The 17,808-nt window shown below is 51.3% G+C and carries 12 protein-coding genes; 8 read left to right on the top strand and 4 right to left on the bottom strand.

Annotated features, from left to right (window positions below; all coding sequences use genetic code 11):
• Positions 1–807: a hypothetical protein gene (locus IX84_RS23160; RefSeq protein WP_044226466.1), complete on the bottom strand. Its 807-nt coding sequence runs from the start codon at positions 805–807 to the stop codon at positions 1–3.
• 196 nt (positions 808–1,003) lie between these two features.
• On the opposite strand from IX84_RS23160, the gene IX84_RS23165 reads away from it, so the two are divergent.
• The 3 genes from IX84_RS23165 to IX84_RS23175 all read left to right on the top strand — a co-directional run bounded on the left by IX84_RS23165 (position 1,004) and on the right by IX84_RS23175 (position 6,314).
• Positions 1,004–1,750 (top strand): polyprenol monophosphomannose synthase, encoded by a 747-nt coding sequence (locus IX84_RS23165; protein ID WP_072013679.1) that lies wholly within the window; start codon positions 1,004–1,006, stop codon positions 1,748–1,750.
• Between the two features lie 357 nt (positions 1,751–2,107).
• Positions 2,108–3,160 carry a DNA polymerase III subunit delta gene (holA, locus tag IX84_RS23170; RefSeq protein WP_238578330.1) on the top strand — a complete coding sequence of 351 codons (1,053 nt, stop codon included), beginning with the start codon at positions 2,108–2,110 and terminating at the stop codon, positions 3,158–3,160.
• Positions 3,161–3,272: 112 nt separating this feature from the next.
• A complete protein-coding gene (locus tag IX84_RS23175; RefSeq protein ID WP_044226474.1) occupies positions 3,273–6,314 on the top strand; it encodes a choice-of-anchor L domain-containing protein in 3,042 nt (1,013 codons plus the stop codon).
• Here the strand turns inward: IX84_RS23175 and IX84_RS23180 are convergent.
• Both IX84_RS23180 and IX84_RS23185 read right to left on the bottom strand, forming a co-directional pair.
• On the bottom strand, positions 6,311–7,441 hold the full coding sequence (locus IX84_RS23180) for an alkaline phosphatase family protein (RefSeq protein ID WP_044226477.1): 1,131 nt from the start codon (positions 7,439–7,441) through the stop codon (positions 6,311–6,313). The genes IX84_RS23175 and IX84_RS23180 overlap by 4 nt on opposite strands.
• A 21-nt stretch (positions 7,442–7,462) precedes the next feature.
• Entirely contained in the window at positions 7,463–9,595 is a 2,133-nt protein-coding gene (locus IX84_RS23185; RefSeq protein ID WP_044226478.1) for a hypothetical protein, read from the bottom strand.
• Between the two features lie 105 nt (positions 9,596–9,700).
• Here IX84_RS23185 and IX84_RS23190 point away from each other — a divergent pair, with 105 nt between their 5' ends.
• The 3 genes from IX84_RS23190 (at position 9,701) to IX84_RS23200 (ending at position 13,516) form a co-directional block, all read left to right on the top strand.
• The gene (locus IX84_RS23190; RefSeq protein ID WP_044226480.1) at positions 9,701–10,762 is read left to right on the top strand and encodes a formylglycine-generating enzyme family protein; all 1,062 of its coding nucleotides are present in this window, start codon (positions 9,701–9,703) and stop codon (positions 10,760–10,762) included.
• A 91-nt stretch (positions 10,763–10,853) separates the two neighbouring features.
• On the top strand, positions 10,854–11,669 hold the full coding sequence (locus tag IX84_RS23195; RefSeq protein ID WP_044226481.1) for an SDR family oxidoreductase: 816 nt from the start codon (positions 10,854–10,856) through the stop codon (positions 11,667–11,669).
• Between the two features lie 149 nt (positions 11,670–11,818).
• Positions 11,819–13,516 carry a sodium/sugar symporter gene (locus IX84_RS23200; RefSeq protein ID WP_044226483.1) on the top strand — a complete coding sequence of 566 codons (1,698 nt, stop codon included), beginning with the start codon at positions 11,819–11,821 and terminating at the stop codon, positions 13,514–13,516.
• Between the two features lie 116 nt (positions 13,517–13,632).
• Here the strand turns inward: IX84_RS23200 and IX84_RS23205 are convergent, their stop codons facing one another.
• Positions 13,633–15,768 (bottom strand): hypothetical protein, encoded by a 2,136-nt coding sequence (locus IX84_RS23205; protein WP_044226485.1) that lies wholly within the window; start codon positions 15,766–15,768, stop codon positions 13,633–13,635.
• 308 nt (positions 15,769–16,076) lie between these two features.
• Here IX84_RS23205 and IX84_RS23210 point away from each other — a divergent pair, with 308 nt between their 5' ends.
• Both IX84_RS23210 and IX84_RS23215 read left to right on the top strand, forming a co-directional pair.
• The gene (locus IX84_RS23210; protein WP_052516333.1) at positions 16,077–17,003 is read left to right on the top strand and encodes a metal ABC transporter solute-binding protein, Zn/Mn family; all 927 of its coding nucleotides are present in this window, start codon (positions 16,077–16,079) and stop codon (positions 17,001–17,003) included.
• A 10-nt stretch (positions 17,004–17,013) separates the two neighbouring features.
• Positions 17,014–17,808 (top strand): metal ABC transporter ATP-binding protein, encoded by a 795-nt coding sequence (locus IX84_RS23215; RefSeq protein WP_044226486.1) that lies wholly within the window; start codon positions 17,014–17,016, stop codon positions 17,806–17,808.

A 17,808-nucleotide genomic window follows, 5' to 3' on the forward strand; every position in this document is an offset into this window, starting at 1 on the left:
TTAACGCGATTGGTGCCGATATACAAGTGAAAAACCATACCGGCTGGAAAGCCCGATGTTACGGCCGCCTACAATAAAGGCCAGGTTGCCTGCCAGGCCCAGCCCTCTGTAGACCGGAACATAGAGTGTGCCGCCAAGCCGCGTCCAATCTGAGCCTGCCCCTCCGGTCACTTGCTGGTCAACAGCATTATTGAGGGTATTGTACCATTCCACCCACCCTTCGACAAAGTAATAGGCGCTGCCAAAACCCGTACGGATCAAAATAGGGATGGAAGTTTGAAGCGGGGATAAAAACCGGAAATCAGCACCACTCTGCAAGTGAAAAAAGAAACCGTAACCGGCGTTGTATTGCACTGCCAGGCGCCCCTGGAACTGCACTGCCCCATAGCCTATTGGCGTATCTATAGTAGTCGGATAAGCGGAAAGAGGCATGGTAAGCCCTACGGCTGTAATGGTATTGAGCCTTCCGGATGAAAACTCCCGTAAACCATTCCGGATTTTAATAAATATGGAGCCATCCTGAACGCCCCTGATGTTTTCGTTTATATAAAGGTAGGGTAGATTGATGACCACCGAACCATGATCACTCATGCTGTATTCTGCAAAAAGGTTATAGCTAATGGTGGTTAGTTCCTCTGCTCGGGGCTCATCTCCAAAGCGATACTCATCAAAATGCTCGTAACCATAACCGGGAGCGATATCAAGCGTGCCCCTGGGGTTCATAAATCCGCTAATCATCCCCTGTGCCGGCAGGAGGAGCGGGAAGAGCGTCAGAGCGGTCAATAATTTTAGCTTTCCGGGCTGCATACGGTCGTTTTGAACAAAGGTAGGGCTATGATGGCATAATTAACGTTGCAGCAACGACAGCTCCTGCCGAAAACTATAAATTTTTACAGGCAGCTGCCAGTAGACAAACTTTTTCGTTCCGCTGCTCAAAATAAAGGGCAAAGCGTCTATCTTTGTCGCCCATATTATTACAACACTCATCTCAGAATTGCCGACTTTGTCTGATAGTTTAGTCATAATTCCAACCTACAATGAGTGCGAGAACATCCCTCGCATGATCGATACAGTGATGAACCTGGAAAAGGATTTTCACCTGCTTATCGTTGACGATGGCTCCCCGGACGGCACAGCAGATTTGGTCCGGGAGAAACAGGAAGCTTACCCCGGGCGTGTCTTCCTCAAGGAGCGGCAGGGCAAGCTGGGTTTAGGTACGGCTTATATCGCTGGTTTTAAGTGGGGGCTGGAGCATGGCTATGAGTTTATTTTTGAGATGGATGCTGACTTTTCCCACAACCCCAATGATCTGATCCGGTTATACGAGGCGTGTGCCCAACCCGGAGCTGGCATGAGCGTTGGTTCCCGCTACGTAAAGGGCGGAAAGCTTGAGAACTGGCCCATCGACCGCATTGCGCTGTCCTATGGTGCCTCTCTCTACGTCAGGATTATCACCTTCATGCCGGTCAATGACCCGACCGCAGGTTTCGTCTGCTACCGGCGGGAGGTCCTGAAAGCCATGGACCTCGATAAAATCCGCTTCGTGGGTTATGCCTTCCAGATCGAAATGAAGTTCGCAACTTATCAGATGGGGTATAAAATTATCGAGGTGCCTATTACCTTTACCGATCGGGTGGAAGGAACTTCAAAGATGTCTTCAGGTATCATCAAGGAAGCTGTCTTTGGGGTCCTGCAAATGCGGATGCGGGGCTTCTTTAGCAAGTACCGGGTAGGCGCCCGCCGTTCTTAAAAAGCTTCTCTCTTCTCTTCTCCTTCAGCAGCATTTAAGGTTTATTTTAACTGCCGGAGCACCCTTGCTTGTCGGGCTGACTGGCTTTGACTGGATATTTCCGGTTTTTGCATTTAATTTTTTCTGTTACTCATTTAGAAATTTCTTGCATTTTAAAATTTAAAAATAAAAAACGAAAACAGCAAATACCCAAAAGTCATTACGGCTGGTTTACAGGCTTTTATTATTTTAGGTGCAAGTATCACTCAGCCCATTGAAACATGATGGGATGCAGTGTAATGATGCAGTTGGTTTTTTCGGTTTCAGCCTTCCTAACGTACAAGGCAAAAAAAACAGCCAGAAAAAACAGAAACTGCTTTGTACCTTACGTATTATTGCCCCGAACCTGTAACCGGCTACATTTTGGACTTTCAGCAAATTCTACACGAACTGCGGGAAAAAAAATTCCGCCCCATCTACTTTCTGCATGGAAAGGAGCCCTACTTTATTGATTCTATTTCTCACTACATTGAGAAAAACGCTCTTTCGGAGGCCGAGCAGTCGTTCAACCAAACAGTTTTCTATGGAAAAGATGTAGACCACATGGCTATCGTGGATACGGCCCGCCGTTTCCCGATGATGGCTTCCCATCAGGTGGTGTTGTTAAAGGAAGCTCAGGATATGCGCACGCTGTCTGACCTGCTTTCTTACATCGAGAAGCCCATGGAGTCTACCATTCTGGTAATTTGCCACAAGCACAAAAAGCTCAACCTCAATTCAAAGTTTGGTAAAGCGTTAAAGAAAAACGCGCTGATTTTCGAGTCCAAGCCCCTGTACGATAATCAGGTACCGGGTTGGATCAGCAACTACCTTAAAAGCCATAAACTGACCATTACCCCGAAAGCCGGTGAGCTGATTGCGGAGAACCTGGGGACAGATTTATCAAAAATCGCCAACGAGCTGGACAAACTGGCATTAAATCTCCCTCCCGGCACACAGGTAGACGACGCTGCGGTGGAACAACACATCGGCATTAGCAAAGACTTCAACGTATTCGAGCTGCAACGGGCCATCGGGCTTCGTGACCCCCTCAAGGCGCAGCGTATTGTCAACTACTTTTCTGCCAATCCAAAAAAAGGCCCAATGCCTATGCTTATTGGCTCATTGTACAACTACTTCAGCAAAATCTACTTATTCCACGCCGCGAAAAATTTGCCGGAAAACGAATTATTGAGTACTTTGCAGCTGCGTTCGAGCTTCTTCCTGAAAGAATATCGGGCAGCAGCACGCAACTATTCCCACTCCAAGACTGAACAAGTCATTACCCTCCTGAAAGAATTCGATCTGAAATCTAAAGGCGTTGGCTACAATAACACCGGTAAGCCCGAAGGCGAACTGATGAAAGAAATGGTCTGGCGCATCATGCACTGATATCTTATCGTAAGCACCCCCTTTTTTGAATCTATTGGCATCACTTCACACCCACTCATCGAGAGGCCCGGGTGGCGTAGTAGTGTATAATCCTGATATCAAACCATAACCAATGAAGATGAGGTTTTTTACGATTTTGAGCTTGCTTTTTCTGACCGGTGCTCTGTATGCACAAGCACCTTATACCGTGATTGGGTCACTTGATTCCACCTTCACGCCCGTAGAGCTGATCGAAGATGTATGCCTTGGTGAAGGCATTGAAGTCACGAATATCCAATTTGAAGGGGTAAGCCCGGCTGTGGGCCGGTTTCTCGGCGGCAGTGATATTATTGGGCTGGAGCAGGGCTTCCTCATGACAACCGGACTGGCACAGTCTTCCGGCAACTTTGGTGGGGCAGATATGGCTAGTTTTGGAGACGCTTCCTTCATCAACAACAGCAATGCCTACACGGAGGAGATAGCTACAATTTCCAACAATAGTACGATCAGAGATGTCGCTATATTTCGGATTAACTTCGTCCCCACCGGCGATACCCTCATGTTCCGCTATGTCTTTGCTTCTGATGAGTACCCCAACTTTGTATGCAGCAATTTTAACGACGTGTTTGGTTTCTTCCTGGAAGGCACAGACCCGGAGACAGGATCTTCCACGATTCGCAACCTCGCCCAGATTCCGGGCACGGAACTTCCGGTATCTATTAACAGCATCAATAATGGTGTGCCGGGCGGGTATCCCGGAAGCCATCCGGCATGGTGCTCTGAAGAATTCAACGGTTCACTCGACTACGCCAACCTGTTCAATCAGGTGCCGCCCTTTGTCGCGCCCAGCTATAATGGCTTTACAGATGTACTCCTGGCCAAAGCTGATGTAGTGCCTTGTCAGGAGTACCAAATGACCCTTGTTATTGCTGATGTGGGGGATGCCTGGTGGGATTCGGGTATCTACTTTGAGGCGAATAGCTTTTGTTCCTTTTCCGGCAGCCATGGCACTACAGAGCGTTTGACTATCACCGAAGACTGTGCACCTCAGGAGCTGGAGGTCGGCCTCAGCCTTTTCCCGGAAGAGGAATATCCGCTGACTTATACCATCACCGGTGGTGCAACAGCCGGGGTCGGCTTAGCTGGAATCCCACTCACTGGCACCATTGATGAAATTGCGGACACCTGGCTTCTGCCTGTTGAAATCACAGCAGACAGCCTGGCTCTGGGAGCCGATACCCTGAGCATCGAAATTAAAGGAGCGACCTGCCGCGAGAAAGTCTTTGAACTCACGATTCTGGACCCTCTCCTGATCGAAGGGCCCTCTGATGCAGCGGCTTGTGCCGGGGACCCTGTGACTCTTACGGCAACCCATGATTCCACCCTATTGGCCGATTTCGATTTCTCCTGGAGCAATGGCATGACTGGAGCCTCCATCGAAGTGAATCCTCCTACCACCACCACCTACACGCTTACTTACGGCAATGCTGTGGGCACTTGTACGCAGGATTATACGGTATTCGTGACGCCACTGGAATCTGAAATTACGGTCAGCATCAACGAAGGGCAGTCCTATCTCTTCGCCAATCAAAACCTGACCGCCGCTGGCACTTATGAAGAAGCCTTTACCGCCGCTAACGGATGCGACAGCCTTGTGCAGCTAACCTTGCTGGTAAAACCGATAGCTGAAGTGCTGACCGATTCCATTGCCATAGGACAGGAAGGCACCCTCTGTGTGAATACGGATTTGTTCCAGAGTGTTGATAGTTTCACGGAAGCCTGCGGCAATATCCAAACCGCCACCCTTTTGACTGATCCCACCACGGCATGCGCAACTTATACTGGCCTGCAAACCGGGCAGGATACCCTTTGCTTCCTCGCCTGTGGCAATACAGGGCTTTGCGACACCACTTACTTAGTGCTGAGTGTCTTCACGAATTTGCTGGACGCAGTAGACGACTACGATACCACTGCTTATGATGAAAGCAAAATCATTGATGTGCTCAGTAACGACTGGATCAGCAGCACTACGCTTACCGATCAGTACCTTGTCAGCCTCCCTGAGACTGGCATAGCTACGCTGAACCCGGATGGAAGCATTCTCTACGAGCCCGATCTCAGCACCTGTCTTCAGGAAGAATCCTTCAGCTATGCAATTTGCAATGACATTGGCTGTGATACGGCCACTGTTTTCCTCTTCCTCGACGAAACCGAAGGGCAGTGCGATCTTGTTTGGCCGGGCGATGTAGGCAACGATGGTATCGTTAATCAGATGGACCAATGGGCGATCGGGCTGGCATATGGCCGGGAAGGTATTGTGCGGGCGAACGCCAGTATTGACTGGGTGGGGCAATATGCGCTCAACTGGCCGAGCACCATCACCTTTGCCTATGAATTTAATGCCAAATATGGCGATTGTAACGGGGATGGCTTCATCACGGCAGATGATATGGAGGCCATTGAGCAAAATTGGGGGCTTACGCATCCATTAGCGCCAATTGTCCCCTTCAGCTTCCCGGAAAAAGAGCAGCCAAAATCACTTGGCCCGGTAGCCGAATCAGGCGGGCAGTATCGTATTCCGGTCTACCTGGGTGAAATCAGCCAGCCTGTACAGGATGCCTATGGCTTGTCCTTTACCCTCCGCTTTGAGCCGGGCACGCTTACCCATTTACATTTTGAAGCGCAGGAAGGCGCCTTCCACTCGGCACATAGCCCCTTGCTGAACCTGGTCAGAGTGGAAACTGATAAAGCGATTGTCTCTATTGTCCGGACCAATCAGGAGGGCGTCGAACTCACTGGCTATATCGGTGATTTATTGGCCAATAACCCCAATTTCACGATTTCCGATTGGATTCTCCTGCAGTCAGATGGGGATGTCTTTGCTTTGCCAGGCGACGTGGCACCAACAGCCATTACAGGCACACATCAGACCAGTCTTTCCAATGCGCTCGCACTAAGGGCTTATCCGGTACCCGCTCAGGGGGAGATTTTTGTGGAAACCAATGAACCGGCTATGGCTACCGTATTTAATACCAGCGGGCAGTTGATTTGGAGTGCCCCATTGCGGACAGGCGTACAAAGGCTATCCGTTGCGGACTGGCAGCCGGGCGTTTATCTGCTCCGGGCAGAAGGGAAGGAAAACGTGGCTTACACCCGGATTTTGGTTAATCGTTAATCGACCGTAGACAGGGTGTACTTCCTATGGGAAATGTACCGAAGGCTATCCATCAAAACGGAATCTGAGGGGAGCTGTTCTGTCTGTAAACCATTCAGGCGGAACAGTTCTCTATTGCCTTCATAATCAGAAAGGTAAAGCAGGTTTGGGGTGTATAAAGAATGATACTTGAGGCTACTGCTACGCCCGTAATCAGCATATTTTATTCCTCCAAAGTCACCATCCAAAATCTGTTGTACCGTAGGCGCATTACAGGCATGCGTTTGCTGTCCATCCACAAAGCAGCGTTCCACCAGGGTGGGGAAGAGGCTGCGCAACTCCGTCAGTTGGGGTACGCGGTGGCTACTATCCTGCTTGAAATCATAGTAAAGGAAAGGTACTTTGATGTATTGTGGTTTGAAGTATTCCCGTTCGAGGTCTCCAGCTGGGAGACCCATAGGGTTTACGCCCAACAGGATGACGATGGTGTTGCTGGCCTCCTGAATGTCCATCAGCTGGTCCAGCAGGCGGCCTACTTCCACGTCTGCTTCCGTTAGGGCGTCCTGATAAGCCACCTGATTGCTGTCTCGCAAAAAGGCAGTCATTTGGTAGTGGGCGTTGATAAAAAACGGGTCGCCCCCGTATTTTGACCATAGACTGAATACCTGCTCTGTAACACCAGCGTTCCCGTCTGCACTTGGTGCTTCCAATGCGGCCTTATTCGCAAAGTGGGCTACCCTGATCGGATCGTAGGCAGATTTACCCGGAGACTTCAGCCCTGGAAAAGCAATACGGTAGTCGCCCGATTCTAATCCCGGGAACAGGGAATTCAGATAAGGTCCCTCTCCGGGAATGGTCCCAAAAAGATTGGGATACCACCCGGTAAAAATGCTCGTCATGGCTTCCTCTGCTAAAGGGTGCTGCGCCAGCGCATCCTCAAAAACTATGGCCCGCATCGCCAGCCGGTCGATGTTAGGTGCCTGGAAAACCGTATCACCGTAGCAGGGCAGGGCGCGGCTCAGTCCTTCCACTGAGATCAGCAGCACATTGGGCGGATTGTACTTCCAGTTGCGCAGCTTATTGCAACTTGAAAGCACCGAAAGCAGCAGCAGCGGCCAGAGGAGCCGGTAGCAGGTTTGACGTTTCATGGTACAAAGAAAATCATTTCTTTACAATCGTACCCTTATACCCGGACCGAACAGTAAAAACCACTTCTGTTCGGACAAAAAATACCCCCCACCGGCAAACAGCGGGAAGGACAAACGGCTGGAGTACTTGGTCTTGATGGGGTAGAGGCTGGCCAGTGCAACGAGCCCCACATCCCGGTTGGTATTGTTCTCACTAAAATTAAAGGCGTTGAACGCCAGGAAGCCCGCACCAAATTTGTAGGGCTTAGGGGTATTAATCTTTTTGTCTTTGTAAAAGCTGAACTGGGCAATCATAGCCATGCTGATACCACCAAGGTTGCCAAAGCCTGGCTCATTCAGACGCTTTATGACCAAGCCTGCCGGGAAAGAGACATCAATATCAAAACTACTGCTCCGGTAGAGTACAAACTCAGAAGTATGACTATAGCCCTTACCCCGCCCGTAATGGTCTTCATCGTGTCGGATCGTCACCCGTATCGTAGACCAAAGGTCAAGTGTATAGATTTTTTTCCGCAGAAATTTGTTGAGGCTCATATCGAAGGTCTGGCACTGCTGCTCCTTGTAAAAGCTGGCCCGGGGCGATTTGGGTGAGGGGCAGACAACAAAGCCTGGTAGTTCCCGCTGGTCTACCAGCTGATTGCGCTGATCTCTTATTTCCACTTCCACTTTGAGGTGTTGTGGCCCATGCAGCATGCCACTATCGATACGCCCGGGGTGGAAGGACAGCAAAATATCATCCATGTTTTCCTCCACAAACAGGAGCCTGTCGGCAGCGTTGAGCCCTACCTCTTCATCGCCATACTGTAGTGTAATGAAGTCCAATGCCCGGGGCCGGTCATATTCCCTGATTTGAAGTGCCCGACCGGTGGGCTGATCATGGTTGAAAATTTGTACCTGCTGCTGAATAATATCCTGTGGTATTCTTGCCCAAAAAACCTGTGCCTCTGCAGTACTCGCGATGGTATCCTGCTCTACCTGCTTTAGCCCTTCAAACCTGAAGCTGCCGCGATTGAGCTCCTGTCCCTCTATGCGGATGCCAACGCGCTCTCCCGGATAGACCTGATTGCCGGGCTTCCAGCTTTGGCCTTCCCGTTGCAGGCTGATCTGATCGATCTTCATTTCTGGCATGATATCCATATTCGTTATAAACCGGGCAAAATCCCCATCCTTGATGTACAGGTACCCCTTGTTGCGGCGGTGATAGTCATAAAGGCGTAGCCAGCAAAGCAGTTTGCCGTTGCCGAGAATACTACGGGTAAAGAGCTCAGCGACCAATGCTCCGCCGGGCCGTTCCTGAGCTTCCATACGGTAGGTTTTTTCCAGCTCCAGCCCGGCGTCATAATCCAGCTCTACTTCGATGCCCTTGCCCCGAATATCATCATTCAGCACAAACTGGCCGGGACGGACCTTCAGGAAGCCCAGTTTAGCCGGCTTGACCGTAAAGTCCCGCTCCAAAGGCGGTAGGGCATAATGAGGCATTCGCAGTGAATCCAGGTAAGGCTTCCGGGTTTCGAAAGTAGCGCTTAGCAACCGCATCCCAACGGCATCCGGAAGCAGGTGCAGCAGCAACCTGCCATCCTTTTTAGTGATCCGGTATGGAATTTCACCTTTTTTAGACCAGTTGAGCTGCTCCCTGATATTATCCAGGTTATTGGTCTGTAGCTCGAATACCCGCTCCTCACCGATAAACAGTTCCTCTACCGGAGACTGAAAGCTGACCTGCGTGCGTGTCCACGGAAAAAGCCGGAACTCCAGCAAGTAGGGTTGCCTGGCGTAAATGGAGGTAACTTCCAGGGGGAGCTGTAAGAAGTCTAAATTAGTAATAGACTTAAAGTGTACCTTAAATCTGTAGTGATCATCATTAACCAGCCGGATACTGTCTACCAACTCGAAATCACCTGAAGGCAACAAGGTTACATTTTCGATCACGCTGCGCCCAATAGGAAAGAACCGAAACTCCACTACGGGAGTTTCCTCCCGGTAATTAAACCCGAGGTAGGATTCGCCCTGCCATTGCAACTGATGCTCCGTCCAGCGGAAAACAGAAGTATCAATCCGCATTTCGACTTCTTTAAAAAAACGGAGGTCAGGCATTTGAGCAGACAAGCTTGTGGTCATCCACAGAAGGGCAAATAGGTATAGGTGCCGCTGCATCGCTGGTTTTATTTTTGTTTGCTAATTTTGATTTCACCTTGAATGAAACGCTCGCGCCAGTTATTATGTGCGAAAAGGACAATACTGAAAAAATAACCACTGTATATGAATAATCGTTTGCTCGTTTGGCTGACTTTAGCCCTTCTTTTTCAAGCTTGCAGCCCGGATTCACCGAAGGAGGCGGATTCAGCCCCCTCTGCTTCAACGGGTTTTACCACCCTTACCAATCATAATTCAGGCACAGAAGGTATGGCCCTCATTCCGGGCGGAACCCTGCAAATGGGCGGCGACAACGAGCAGGCAGACCCTAACGAATATCCCAAGCACCCTGTACATATCGATTCCTTTTACATCGACAAAAAAGAAGTTACCAATCGGGAATTTAAGGCTTTCGTGGAAGCAACCGGGTATGTAACGGTTGCTGAAAGGGCTATTGACTGGGAGGAATTGAAATCTACGGTACCCCCAGGCACGCCAAAGCCACCCGACAGCCTGCTGCAGCCCGGTGCTTTGGTTTTCCAGGCTACAGATGGCCCGGTGCCTCTCGATAACGTCGGGCAATGGTGGCAATGGACCATCGGTGCCAACTGGAGGCATCCGGAAGGGCCTCAAAGTTCAATAGCAGACCGCATGGATCATCCCGTTGTACAAATTGCATGGGAAGATGCCGAGGCTTATGCCAAATGGGCAGGCAAGCGGTTGCCAACGGAAGCAGAGTGGGAATGGGCTGCCCGGGGCGGAAAGGAAGGCGCAATCTATCCCTGGGGTGATGAACCAGTAGGAGAGGGTGGGCCTAAGGCCAATTACTGGGAAGGCTTTTTCCCCTACGAAAACACCAAAGCAGATGGCTACTTCCTGACGGCGCCGGCAGGAAGTTACGAGCCAAACGGATACGGCCTCTACGATATGGCCGGCAACGTTTGGGAATGGTGCAGCGACTGGTATGATTATGACTTTTACAAAAAACCGGAAGCTAAACAGGCAAACGCAGAGTCGCAGAGAGCCTGGAACCCTATGCAGCCCTACCAGGCAGAAAAAGTACTTCGGGGCGGGTCTTTTCTGTGCAACGATAGCTATTGCTCCGGCTACCGTAATGCCCGGCGGATGAGCTCCAGCCCGGATACGGGGCTTAATCATACCGGATTTCGCTGCGCCCGAAGCCTGTAATGAGGCCTTGGCCATTGCTTTCTTGAGACAAGCGGGGATTACAACACAGCAGCCCCGTCCTCTTTCTTATTGGGAACCAAAAAACCTAGTTATGAATCGATTTAATCTTTCCGGTCGGGTTGCGCTCATCACAGGAGGCAGCGGAGCATTGGGCGGAGCCATGGCAAAGGGGTTGGGAGAACTGGGATGCAAGCTGGCTGTTTTGGGGCGAACCGCGTCCACAGTGGATAGCAGGGTCAAAGAACTGAAGGAGGAAGGGTTTGAGGCCTTACCACTAACTGCTGATGTCCTGGACCGGGAAAATCTGCTGGAGAGCAAGCAGCGCGTCCTTAGCGAATGGGGGCGTATTGATATTCTCATCAACGCAGCAGGAGGCAACAAGCCCGGGGCAGTGGTACAGCCCGATCAGGAGATTTTTGATCTTTCCATCCCCGATTTCAATCAGGTGGTGCAGCTCAATTTGCAGGGTACGCTTTTGCCTTCCATGGTTTTTGGAGAAGTCATGGCACATCAGCAAAAGAGCGGTGTCATCCTGAATATTTCGTCTATGGCCGCGCAGTTGCCTCTGACCCGGGTCATGGGGTACAGCGCTGCCAAAGCGGCGATCGATAACTTCACCCGCTGGCTTGCTGTGGAAATGGCTCAAAAATACGGAGAGCACATCCGGGTTAACGCCCTCGCTCCCGGCTTCTTTATCGGCGAGCAAAACCGCAGCCTCCTGCTCAATGAGGATGGCTCCTATACCGCCCGGGCACAAACGATTGTCTCTCAAACGCCGATGAAACGCTTTGGGGAAGCGGAGGAGCTGATCGGTGCTGTGCAGTGGCTGTGCAGCGATGCTTCCCGGTTTGTCACAGGTATTGTCGTCCCCGTTGACGGAGGGTTTAGTGCTTTTTCGGGCGTCTAGGCAGGATACTATAGAACAGCTGACAAATTATATTTTGAGACCTTGTCGCAAAGCAGCAAAAGATTCCTAATTTACGATCAAGATAGAAGAGGAGCCTTTTGAGCAAGCTACAGAGGTTTCGGAACCAACAAATAACGAAAAACCAAACTATGGGATTCGCGTACATCGACTACGTCATTTTCGTCGCCTACGGCGCGCTGATTCTGTCCATTGGGCTTTGGGTGTCCCGTACCAAAAAAGGAGAAACTAAAACCGCTGAAGATTACTTCCTGGCGGGTAAATCCCTGCCGTGGTGGGCAATTGGAGCGTCGCTGATCGCAGCCAATATTTCGGCAGAGCAGTTTATTGGCATGTCCGGGTCCGGTTTCGCGATCGGGCTGGCGATCGCTTCTTACGAGTGGATGGCGGCTCTTACGCTGCTCATCGTTGGAAAGTACTTTCTGCCTGTTTTTATCAAAAAAGGGCTTTACACCATTCCCGAATTTGTAGAACAACGCTACAGCACCAACCTTAAAACTATACTCGCCGTTTTCTGGATCGGGCTATACATCTTCGTCAACCTGACCTCCGTTCTTTACCTGGGCGCCACGGCACTGGATACTATCATTGGCACTGGTGATGGCAGCCTCGTCATGTACAGCATTCTGGGGCTTTCGCTTTTTGCAGCGTCCTACTCCCTTTGGGGCGGGCTGGCCGCCGTTGCCTGGACCGATGTGGTGCAGGTGGCACTGCTGATCATTGGCGGGTTGGTGATGACCTACCTGGCGCTGGATCAGGTGACGCCCGAAGGTGGTTTTTTCCGTGGGCTGGCTTACATTTACGAAGTGGTTCCGGAAAAATTCTCTATGATCGTTTCCAAAGGAGAGATTATTACGCCCAACGGAAGAGACGCCTGGCTCGACCTGCCCGGGCTAGCCGTAATCATTGGCGGCCTCTGGGTGGCCAACCTCTATTACTGGGGCTTCAATCAATACATCATACAGCGTACGCTGGCTGCGAAGAGCTTGAAAGAATCACAGCGGGGCATTGCCTTTGCAGCTTTCCTCAAACTGATTATCCCGCTTATCGTGGTCATTCCCGGCATCATTGCTTATGTGCTCAATATGGGGCCGGACGGAGCGGTAACGGCAGCTTCATTAGATCCGAGCTTCATTAATTCAGAAGGAACAGTTGTCAATGATAATGCTGCTCCCTGGCTGATCAGCAACTTCATTCCCGCCGGGCTTAAAGGGCTGGTGCTGGCCGCACTGGCCGCCGCAATTGTTTCTTCTCTGGCTTCTATGGTCAATTCCACCTCTACTATTTTCACGATGGATATTTACAAACCCTACATCAACCCGGGCGCCAGTCAAAGCGCTATGGTGCGTGTGGGCCGGATTACGGTAGCCGTGGCGCTCGTCATCGCAGTCCTGGTAGCCCCTCAGCTGGCGAACCTGGGCCAGGTCTTTCAATATATTCAGGAATACACGGGTATTGTCTCGCCTGGCATCCTTGCGGTATTCCTTATGGGGCTCTTCTGGCGTAAGGCTACCAATAATGCTGCCATCTGGGGCGTATTGCTATCGATTCCCATTGCGATGTACTTCAAGGTGGGGCCCAAAGGCTGGGCAGAGGGCTCAGCTATGGAGGTTTTGTTCATATCCCTGCCTTTCCTGCAGCAGATGCTGTATACCTGCCTGCTCACTATCGGCATCATTATGATTGTAAGCCAGATCGAAAATAAAGGCGCAGCAGATGAGAAAGGGCTGAAGCTGGCACCGGGCTATTTTGCTACCGGTCCGGTCTTCAATATCAGTGCTGTTGCCATCATGATTATTCTGACGGCATTGTATGCGATCTTCTGGTAAACAGAATGGGCAGGGTACTATTCAACACCCTGCCCATTTAGCTTTCTGCAACTTGTAAGCCCTAATTAACGAATCACCAGTTTTCCGTAACCCTGCAGGCGGTTAGTGCTCATCACCTAATAACTATAAGTGCCGGCAGGCAATCCTCCCTTCCTGACTGTAAACTGTCCGGCCGGTAGCTTATCCTGTTGCAGCACCAGCTTGCCGGTGGCATCAAACAACCGGAGCGTTACCGTCCCGTTGGGCACTTTGGCTCCGTCTCTCCACTCAAAGGTAGCGATAGAAGTGACGGGATTTGGATAAACACTGTACCCGGAAGGCGCGGCTAGCGGCAGGGAGAAAGCTTTGGTCCCCACCACGGTGCGCTTAACGACAAAAACCGCGTCATTGGCAATCAGGGGCACGGCAACAACGCTGCCATCCGGTGCCACCGCCATATTGTGAATAGGTATTCCGGGCAGCTCAAAGACCTCTTCGCCAATCTGCAACTGATTACTTTGATCCGGATTATCGCCCCGCAGCAGCGTATGCTGTACCCCAAAGGTGTCCACGGCTACCGAGATGGGGATACGCCCACCACTGAAGCTCATCGGGGCTTCAAAACTCAGGTTGTCAATACTAAAAACCCGAACGACCTTGTTGGTTTGGTCGCAGATCAGGAAAGCCCGGCGGGTGGCGTCATAGGTAATCCAGGTTGGAATACCCCCAATATCATAGGTGTCAAGCAGCCCTGCATTTGGGCCAATTGGTGTGATGATGGCAATGCCTTCACCATTACGCAGGGTTACGGCTGCAAAGCGCCCAATACCTGGAACTTCATCGGAGATAGCGCTCCGCAACGGAAAGTTCTCCAGCTCCACAGAGGCTACAATTTCATTAGCTCCCAAGTCGATAATCTGCACTGCATCGTCGAAAGGAGTGGCCAGTACACCATAATCGCCTTCCTTTGCAATAGCCAGATTACTCCTCAGTCCATAGTTGATCCAGCTGATACCAGTATTGCCTGAGGCGAAGCTGCCTTCCAGTGACGTACCTGCACCTGCCTGCTGCAATACACCTATCCTGTCCACGCCCCCGGCATTCAGCACGTAAGCTCGGTCTCCGCCCGGCAGTACGTAAATTTGGTCGGGCCGGTCGCCACCGCTGCTGACGGTTTTGACAATTTCGAAAGTCTCCAGGTCAATCACTTCCACCTGGTCTTCCCCACGCTTAGCCACGTAGGCATAGGCACCATCTGTAGCAGCAAAGTAGGTCTCTTCACTGCTGAAGGGTACCAGGGCTTCCAGTGCCTCCTCCTCAAGATTGATGACCGAAAGAGAGCCCGAAAGCGGGTTGGCAACCAGGACACGGTCTAAATCAGGGGTAAGCGTAGCCGAGTAGGAGGCATCTGCCTCGATTGGCGAACCTGTAGGCTTCCGCATCAGATAATTCAGGCTGGTGGGGTCTTCAAATTCATAATAATCCAGCCCCTCGTACCGCAGAGGGTCAGTCGCCACCATCCGGTTGTTAGCCGGAGAAACAGCACCGTTTTGGATAGGGATTCCCTGACTGGAGCCAACGATTTCTGCCGTCTCAAAATCAATGACACTGAGGTAAAACTGCCCCTCAATCGCATACTGATAATCGGCAGAAGAAAAGATCCAGTTGGGAGAAGACGTGACACTGATATCAACCACATCCCCCTCATCAAAACGGGCCAGGTAAATAGTGCCGGAGAGACCAGTCACAGCGGCACGAGTACCGTCCATATTGACCGCCACAGAGCTGTAGCTGCTGCTAATGCTGCCCGGGGGCGACAATTGCCCCACGAGGCTTAGGGTCTCCAGTGCTATTCTTGAGAGTTGCCCCTCATTGCCTGTACTGACCGCTACGAGGTGCGTGCCATCGCCGCTCAGGCTGATCTGACCAGCGTTTGGGACATCAGGGATGGACTCCACCAAATCCCCGGTTTGGGTATCAAAAAACTGCAGGGCATCTTCGCCACCAACAACAGCAAGGCTGCCATCCGGGCTTAGCTCAAACCCATTCCAGAAAAGCGTGTTCCGTGGATTGGAGGTAATAAGGGAGAACCTGTACAGGTAATTATTGAATCCAGGGATGGTCATTTGCTTGGTAAGGGTCGCCAGGTCGATCACCTCCAGCACGTCTGCTTCATCACAGGCTACGGCTGCTGTGCTGCCGTCCCGGCTGATGCGTGCCTTGGTGGGCTGAGCACCGGTGGGGATGACTGCTGCGACGCTAAAATCATTCAAATTGATCAGGTAAGCTTCGTCGGCTCGATGTCCAAAATTCTGCCTGATGCCTAGGTGATTCGGGCAGGATATATTTTCCGGAGGTGTAGGTCGACCAGTTGTCCTTCCCGCTGCTGCATGATTGAGGATTGTTTTTTTAATGACGGCTTTCCCTTGTCAGAAAGATACGAAACGAATAGCAAAATTTTCTTCACAAATCTCCCTAATTGTCGCACCTGGCTGATCGAAAAATATTTTTAGATTTGTCTAAAACAAAAGGGTCGGCGGCAATGTAAACATAGCATCAAACTGTAAAAAGCGATAAATCTATGAGCTTTGTCAAATCCATAATGTTCTTACTCTGCCTCCTTGCTCTCTGTGGGTGTGAGCCCCCCGGCACCACGGCTAATACGGATGACAGCAAGCTTCAGATCATTGCCACTACCGGCATGATTGCCGATGCGCTGGAGGAAATCGTTGGCGATCAGGCGGAGGTCACTGCGCTGATGGGGCCAGGTGTTGACCCTCATTTATACAAAGCCACGCAGGGCGACCTGAAACGGCTAACCGATGCGGACGCTGTTTTTTACAACGGGCTGCATTTGGAGGGTAAAATGGGAGAAGTACTTGAAAAGCTGGCGCGCCTGAAGCCTGTAGTCGCTGTTGCGGACCAGCTCCCGGAAGCCAGACTGATCAACTCCACCGATTATGCAAGTGCCCATGACCCGCATGTATGGTTTGATGTAAGCCTTTGGTCAGAAGCAGCAGGTATAATAGGAGCGGAGATGGGACGAATTGACCCACCCCATGCGAAGCTCTATCAGGCCAATGCTAAAGCTTATCAGGAAAAACTCAGTGAACTACACCTGTGGGTAGCTGCTGAAATCCGGAAGATACCGGAAACGCAGCGTGTTTTGATCACGGCCCATGATGCCTTTGAATACTTTGGGCAAGCCTATGATATCGAAGTGCGAGGGCTACAGGGCATTTCGACCGTATCAGAATTCGGGCTGCGTGACGTCTCAGAGCTGGTGGATTTTATCACCGGTCGGGGCATCAAAGCCGTGTTTGTGGAAAGTTCGGTACCGGAAAAGTCGCTGCAGGCAGTTGTGGAGGGCGTTAAACAGCGTGGGCACACTACCAAAATTGGGGGTACGCTCTATTCTGATGCGATGGGCGCTGAAGGAACAGCAGCGGGCACTTATCCGGGCATGGTAGAGGCAAACGTCCGTACCATTGTAGAAGCGCTCAGGTAAATCGGGAATCATGAAAACTGCAATTGAAACACACAACTTAACGGTAGCCTACAACCGTCGGCCGGTGCTTTGGGATATTGACTTTCAAATACCGGAAGGGCAGCTGATCGGTGTACTCGGGCCGAACGGGTCCGGCAAAACCACTTTGCTAAAAAGCCTGATGGGGCTCGTACAGCCCAGCAGTGGTTATGTCCGCCTGTTTGGGCAAAGCCTGGATGAGGTGCGCTCCCGGATAAGCTATGTGCCGCAGCGGGAAAGTGTGGACTGGGATTTCCCCATCAGCGTCCGGGAAGTGGCTGTTATGGGGCGTTACCGGAAACATAAGCTTTTGGGCCGGCTTAACAAGGAAGACCACCGGCTGGCAGACGAAGCGCTCGAAAAAGTAGGCATGCTGTCCTTTGCTGACCGGCAGATTGCCCAGCTTTCCGGCGGACAGCAACAGCGGGTCTTCGTGGCCCGCGCACTGGCACAGCAAGCTGACCTTTACCTGATGGACGAGCCCTTTGCCGGAGTGGATGCCGCCTCAGAAGAAGCGATCCTCTCCCTGCTCAAAGAGATGAAACAGGCAGGGAAAACAGTGTTGATTGTTCACCATGACCTGCATACCGCCCATCAGTTTTTTGACTGGATGGTGTTGCTGAACACCCGGCTTATCAAATGTGGCCCAACCAGCTCTGTTTTCACAGCCGACTATCTGAAGCAAGCCTATGGAGGGCAGTTGACCATCCTTTCTCAGGTTAGCGATTTAGTCAAAGCCCGGGATTTCCCGATCAGGGAGCGCTCCTTTAAAGACCAGCCCAAGTAG

The organism is Phaeodactylibacter xiamenensis, from assembly GCF_000759025.1.
GTDB lineage: Bacteria > Bacteroidota > Bacteroidia > Chitinophagales > Saprospiraceae > Phaeodactylibacter > Phaeodactylibacter xiamenensis.

What these genes read in the sequence shown, in the direction of transcription:
- IX84_RS23160 (WP_044226466.1), bottom strand. Translation starts at nt 807, where the DNA reads ATGCAGCCCGGAAAGCTAAAATTATTGACCGCTCTGACGCTCTTCCCG.
- IX84_RS23185 (WP_044226478.1), bottom strand. Translation starts at nt 9,595, where the DNA reads ATGCAGCGGCACCTATACCTATTTGCCCTTCTGTGGATGACCACAAGC.
- IX84_RS23200 (WP_044226483.1), top strand. Translation starts at nt 11,819, where the DNA reads ATGGGATTCGCGTACATCGACTACGTCATTTTCGTCGCCTACGGCGCG.
- IX84_RS23195 (WP_044226481.1), top strand. Translation starts at nt 10,854, where the DNA reads ATGAATCGATTTAATCTTTCCGGTCGGGTTGCGCTCATCACAGGAGGC.
- IX84_RS23180 (WP_044226477.1), bottom strand. Translation starts at nt 7,441, where the DNA reads ATGAAACGTCAAACCTGCTACCGGCTCCTCTGGCCGCTGCTGCTGCTT.
- IX84_RS23190 (WP_044226480.1), top strand. Translation starts at nt 9,701, where the DNA reads ATGAATAATCGTTTGCTCGTTTGGCTGACTTTAGCCCTTCTTTTTCAA.
- IX84_RS23210 (WP_052516333.1), top strand. Translation starts at nt 16,077, where the DNA reads ATGAGCTTTGTCAAATCCATAATGTTCTTACTCTGCCTCCTTGCTCTC.
- IX84_RS23215 (WP_044226486.1), top strand. Translation starts at nt 17,014, where the DNA reads ATGAAAACTGCAATTGAAACACACAACTTAACGGTAGCCTACAACCGT.
- IX84_RS23175 (WP_044226474.1), top strand. Translation starts at nt 3,273, where the DNA reads ATGAAGATGAGGTTTTTTACGATTTTGAGCTTGCTTTTTCTGACCGGT.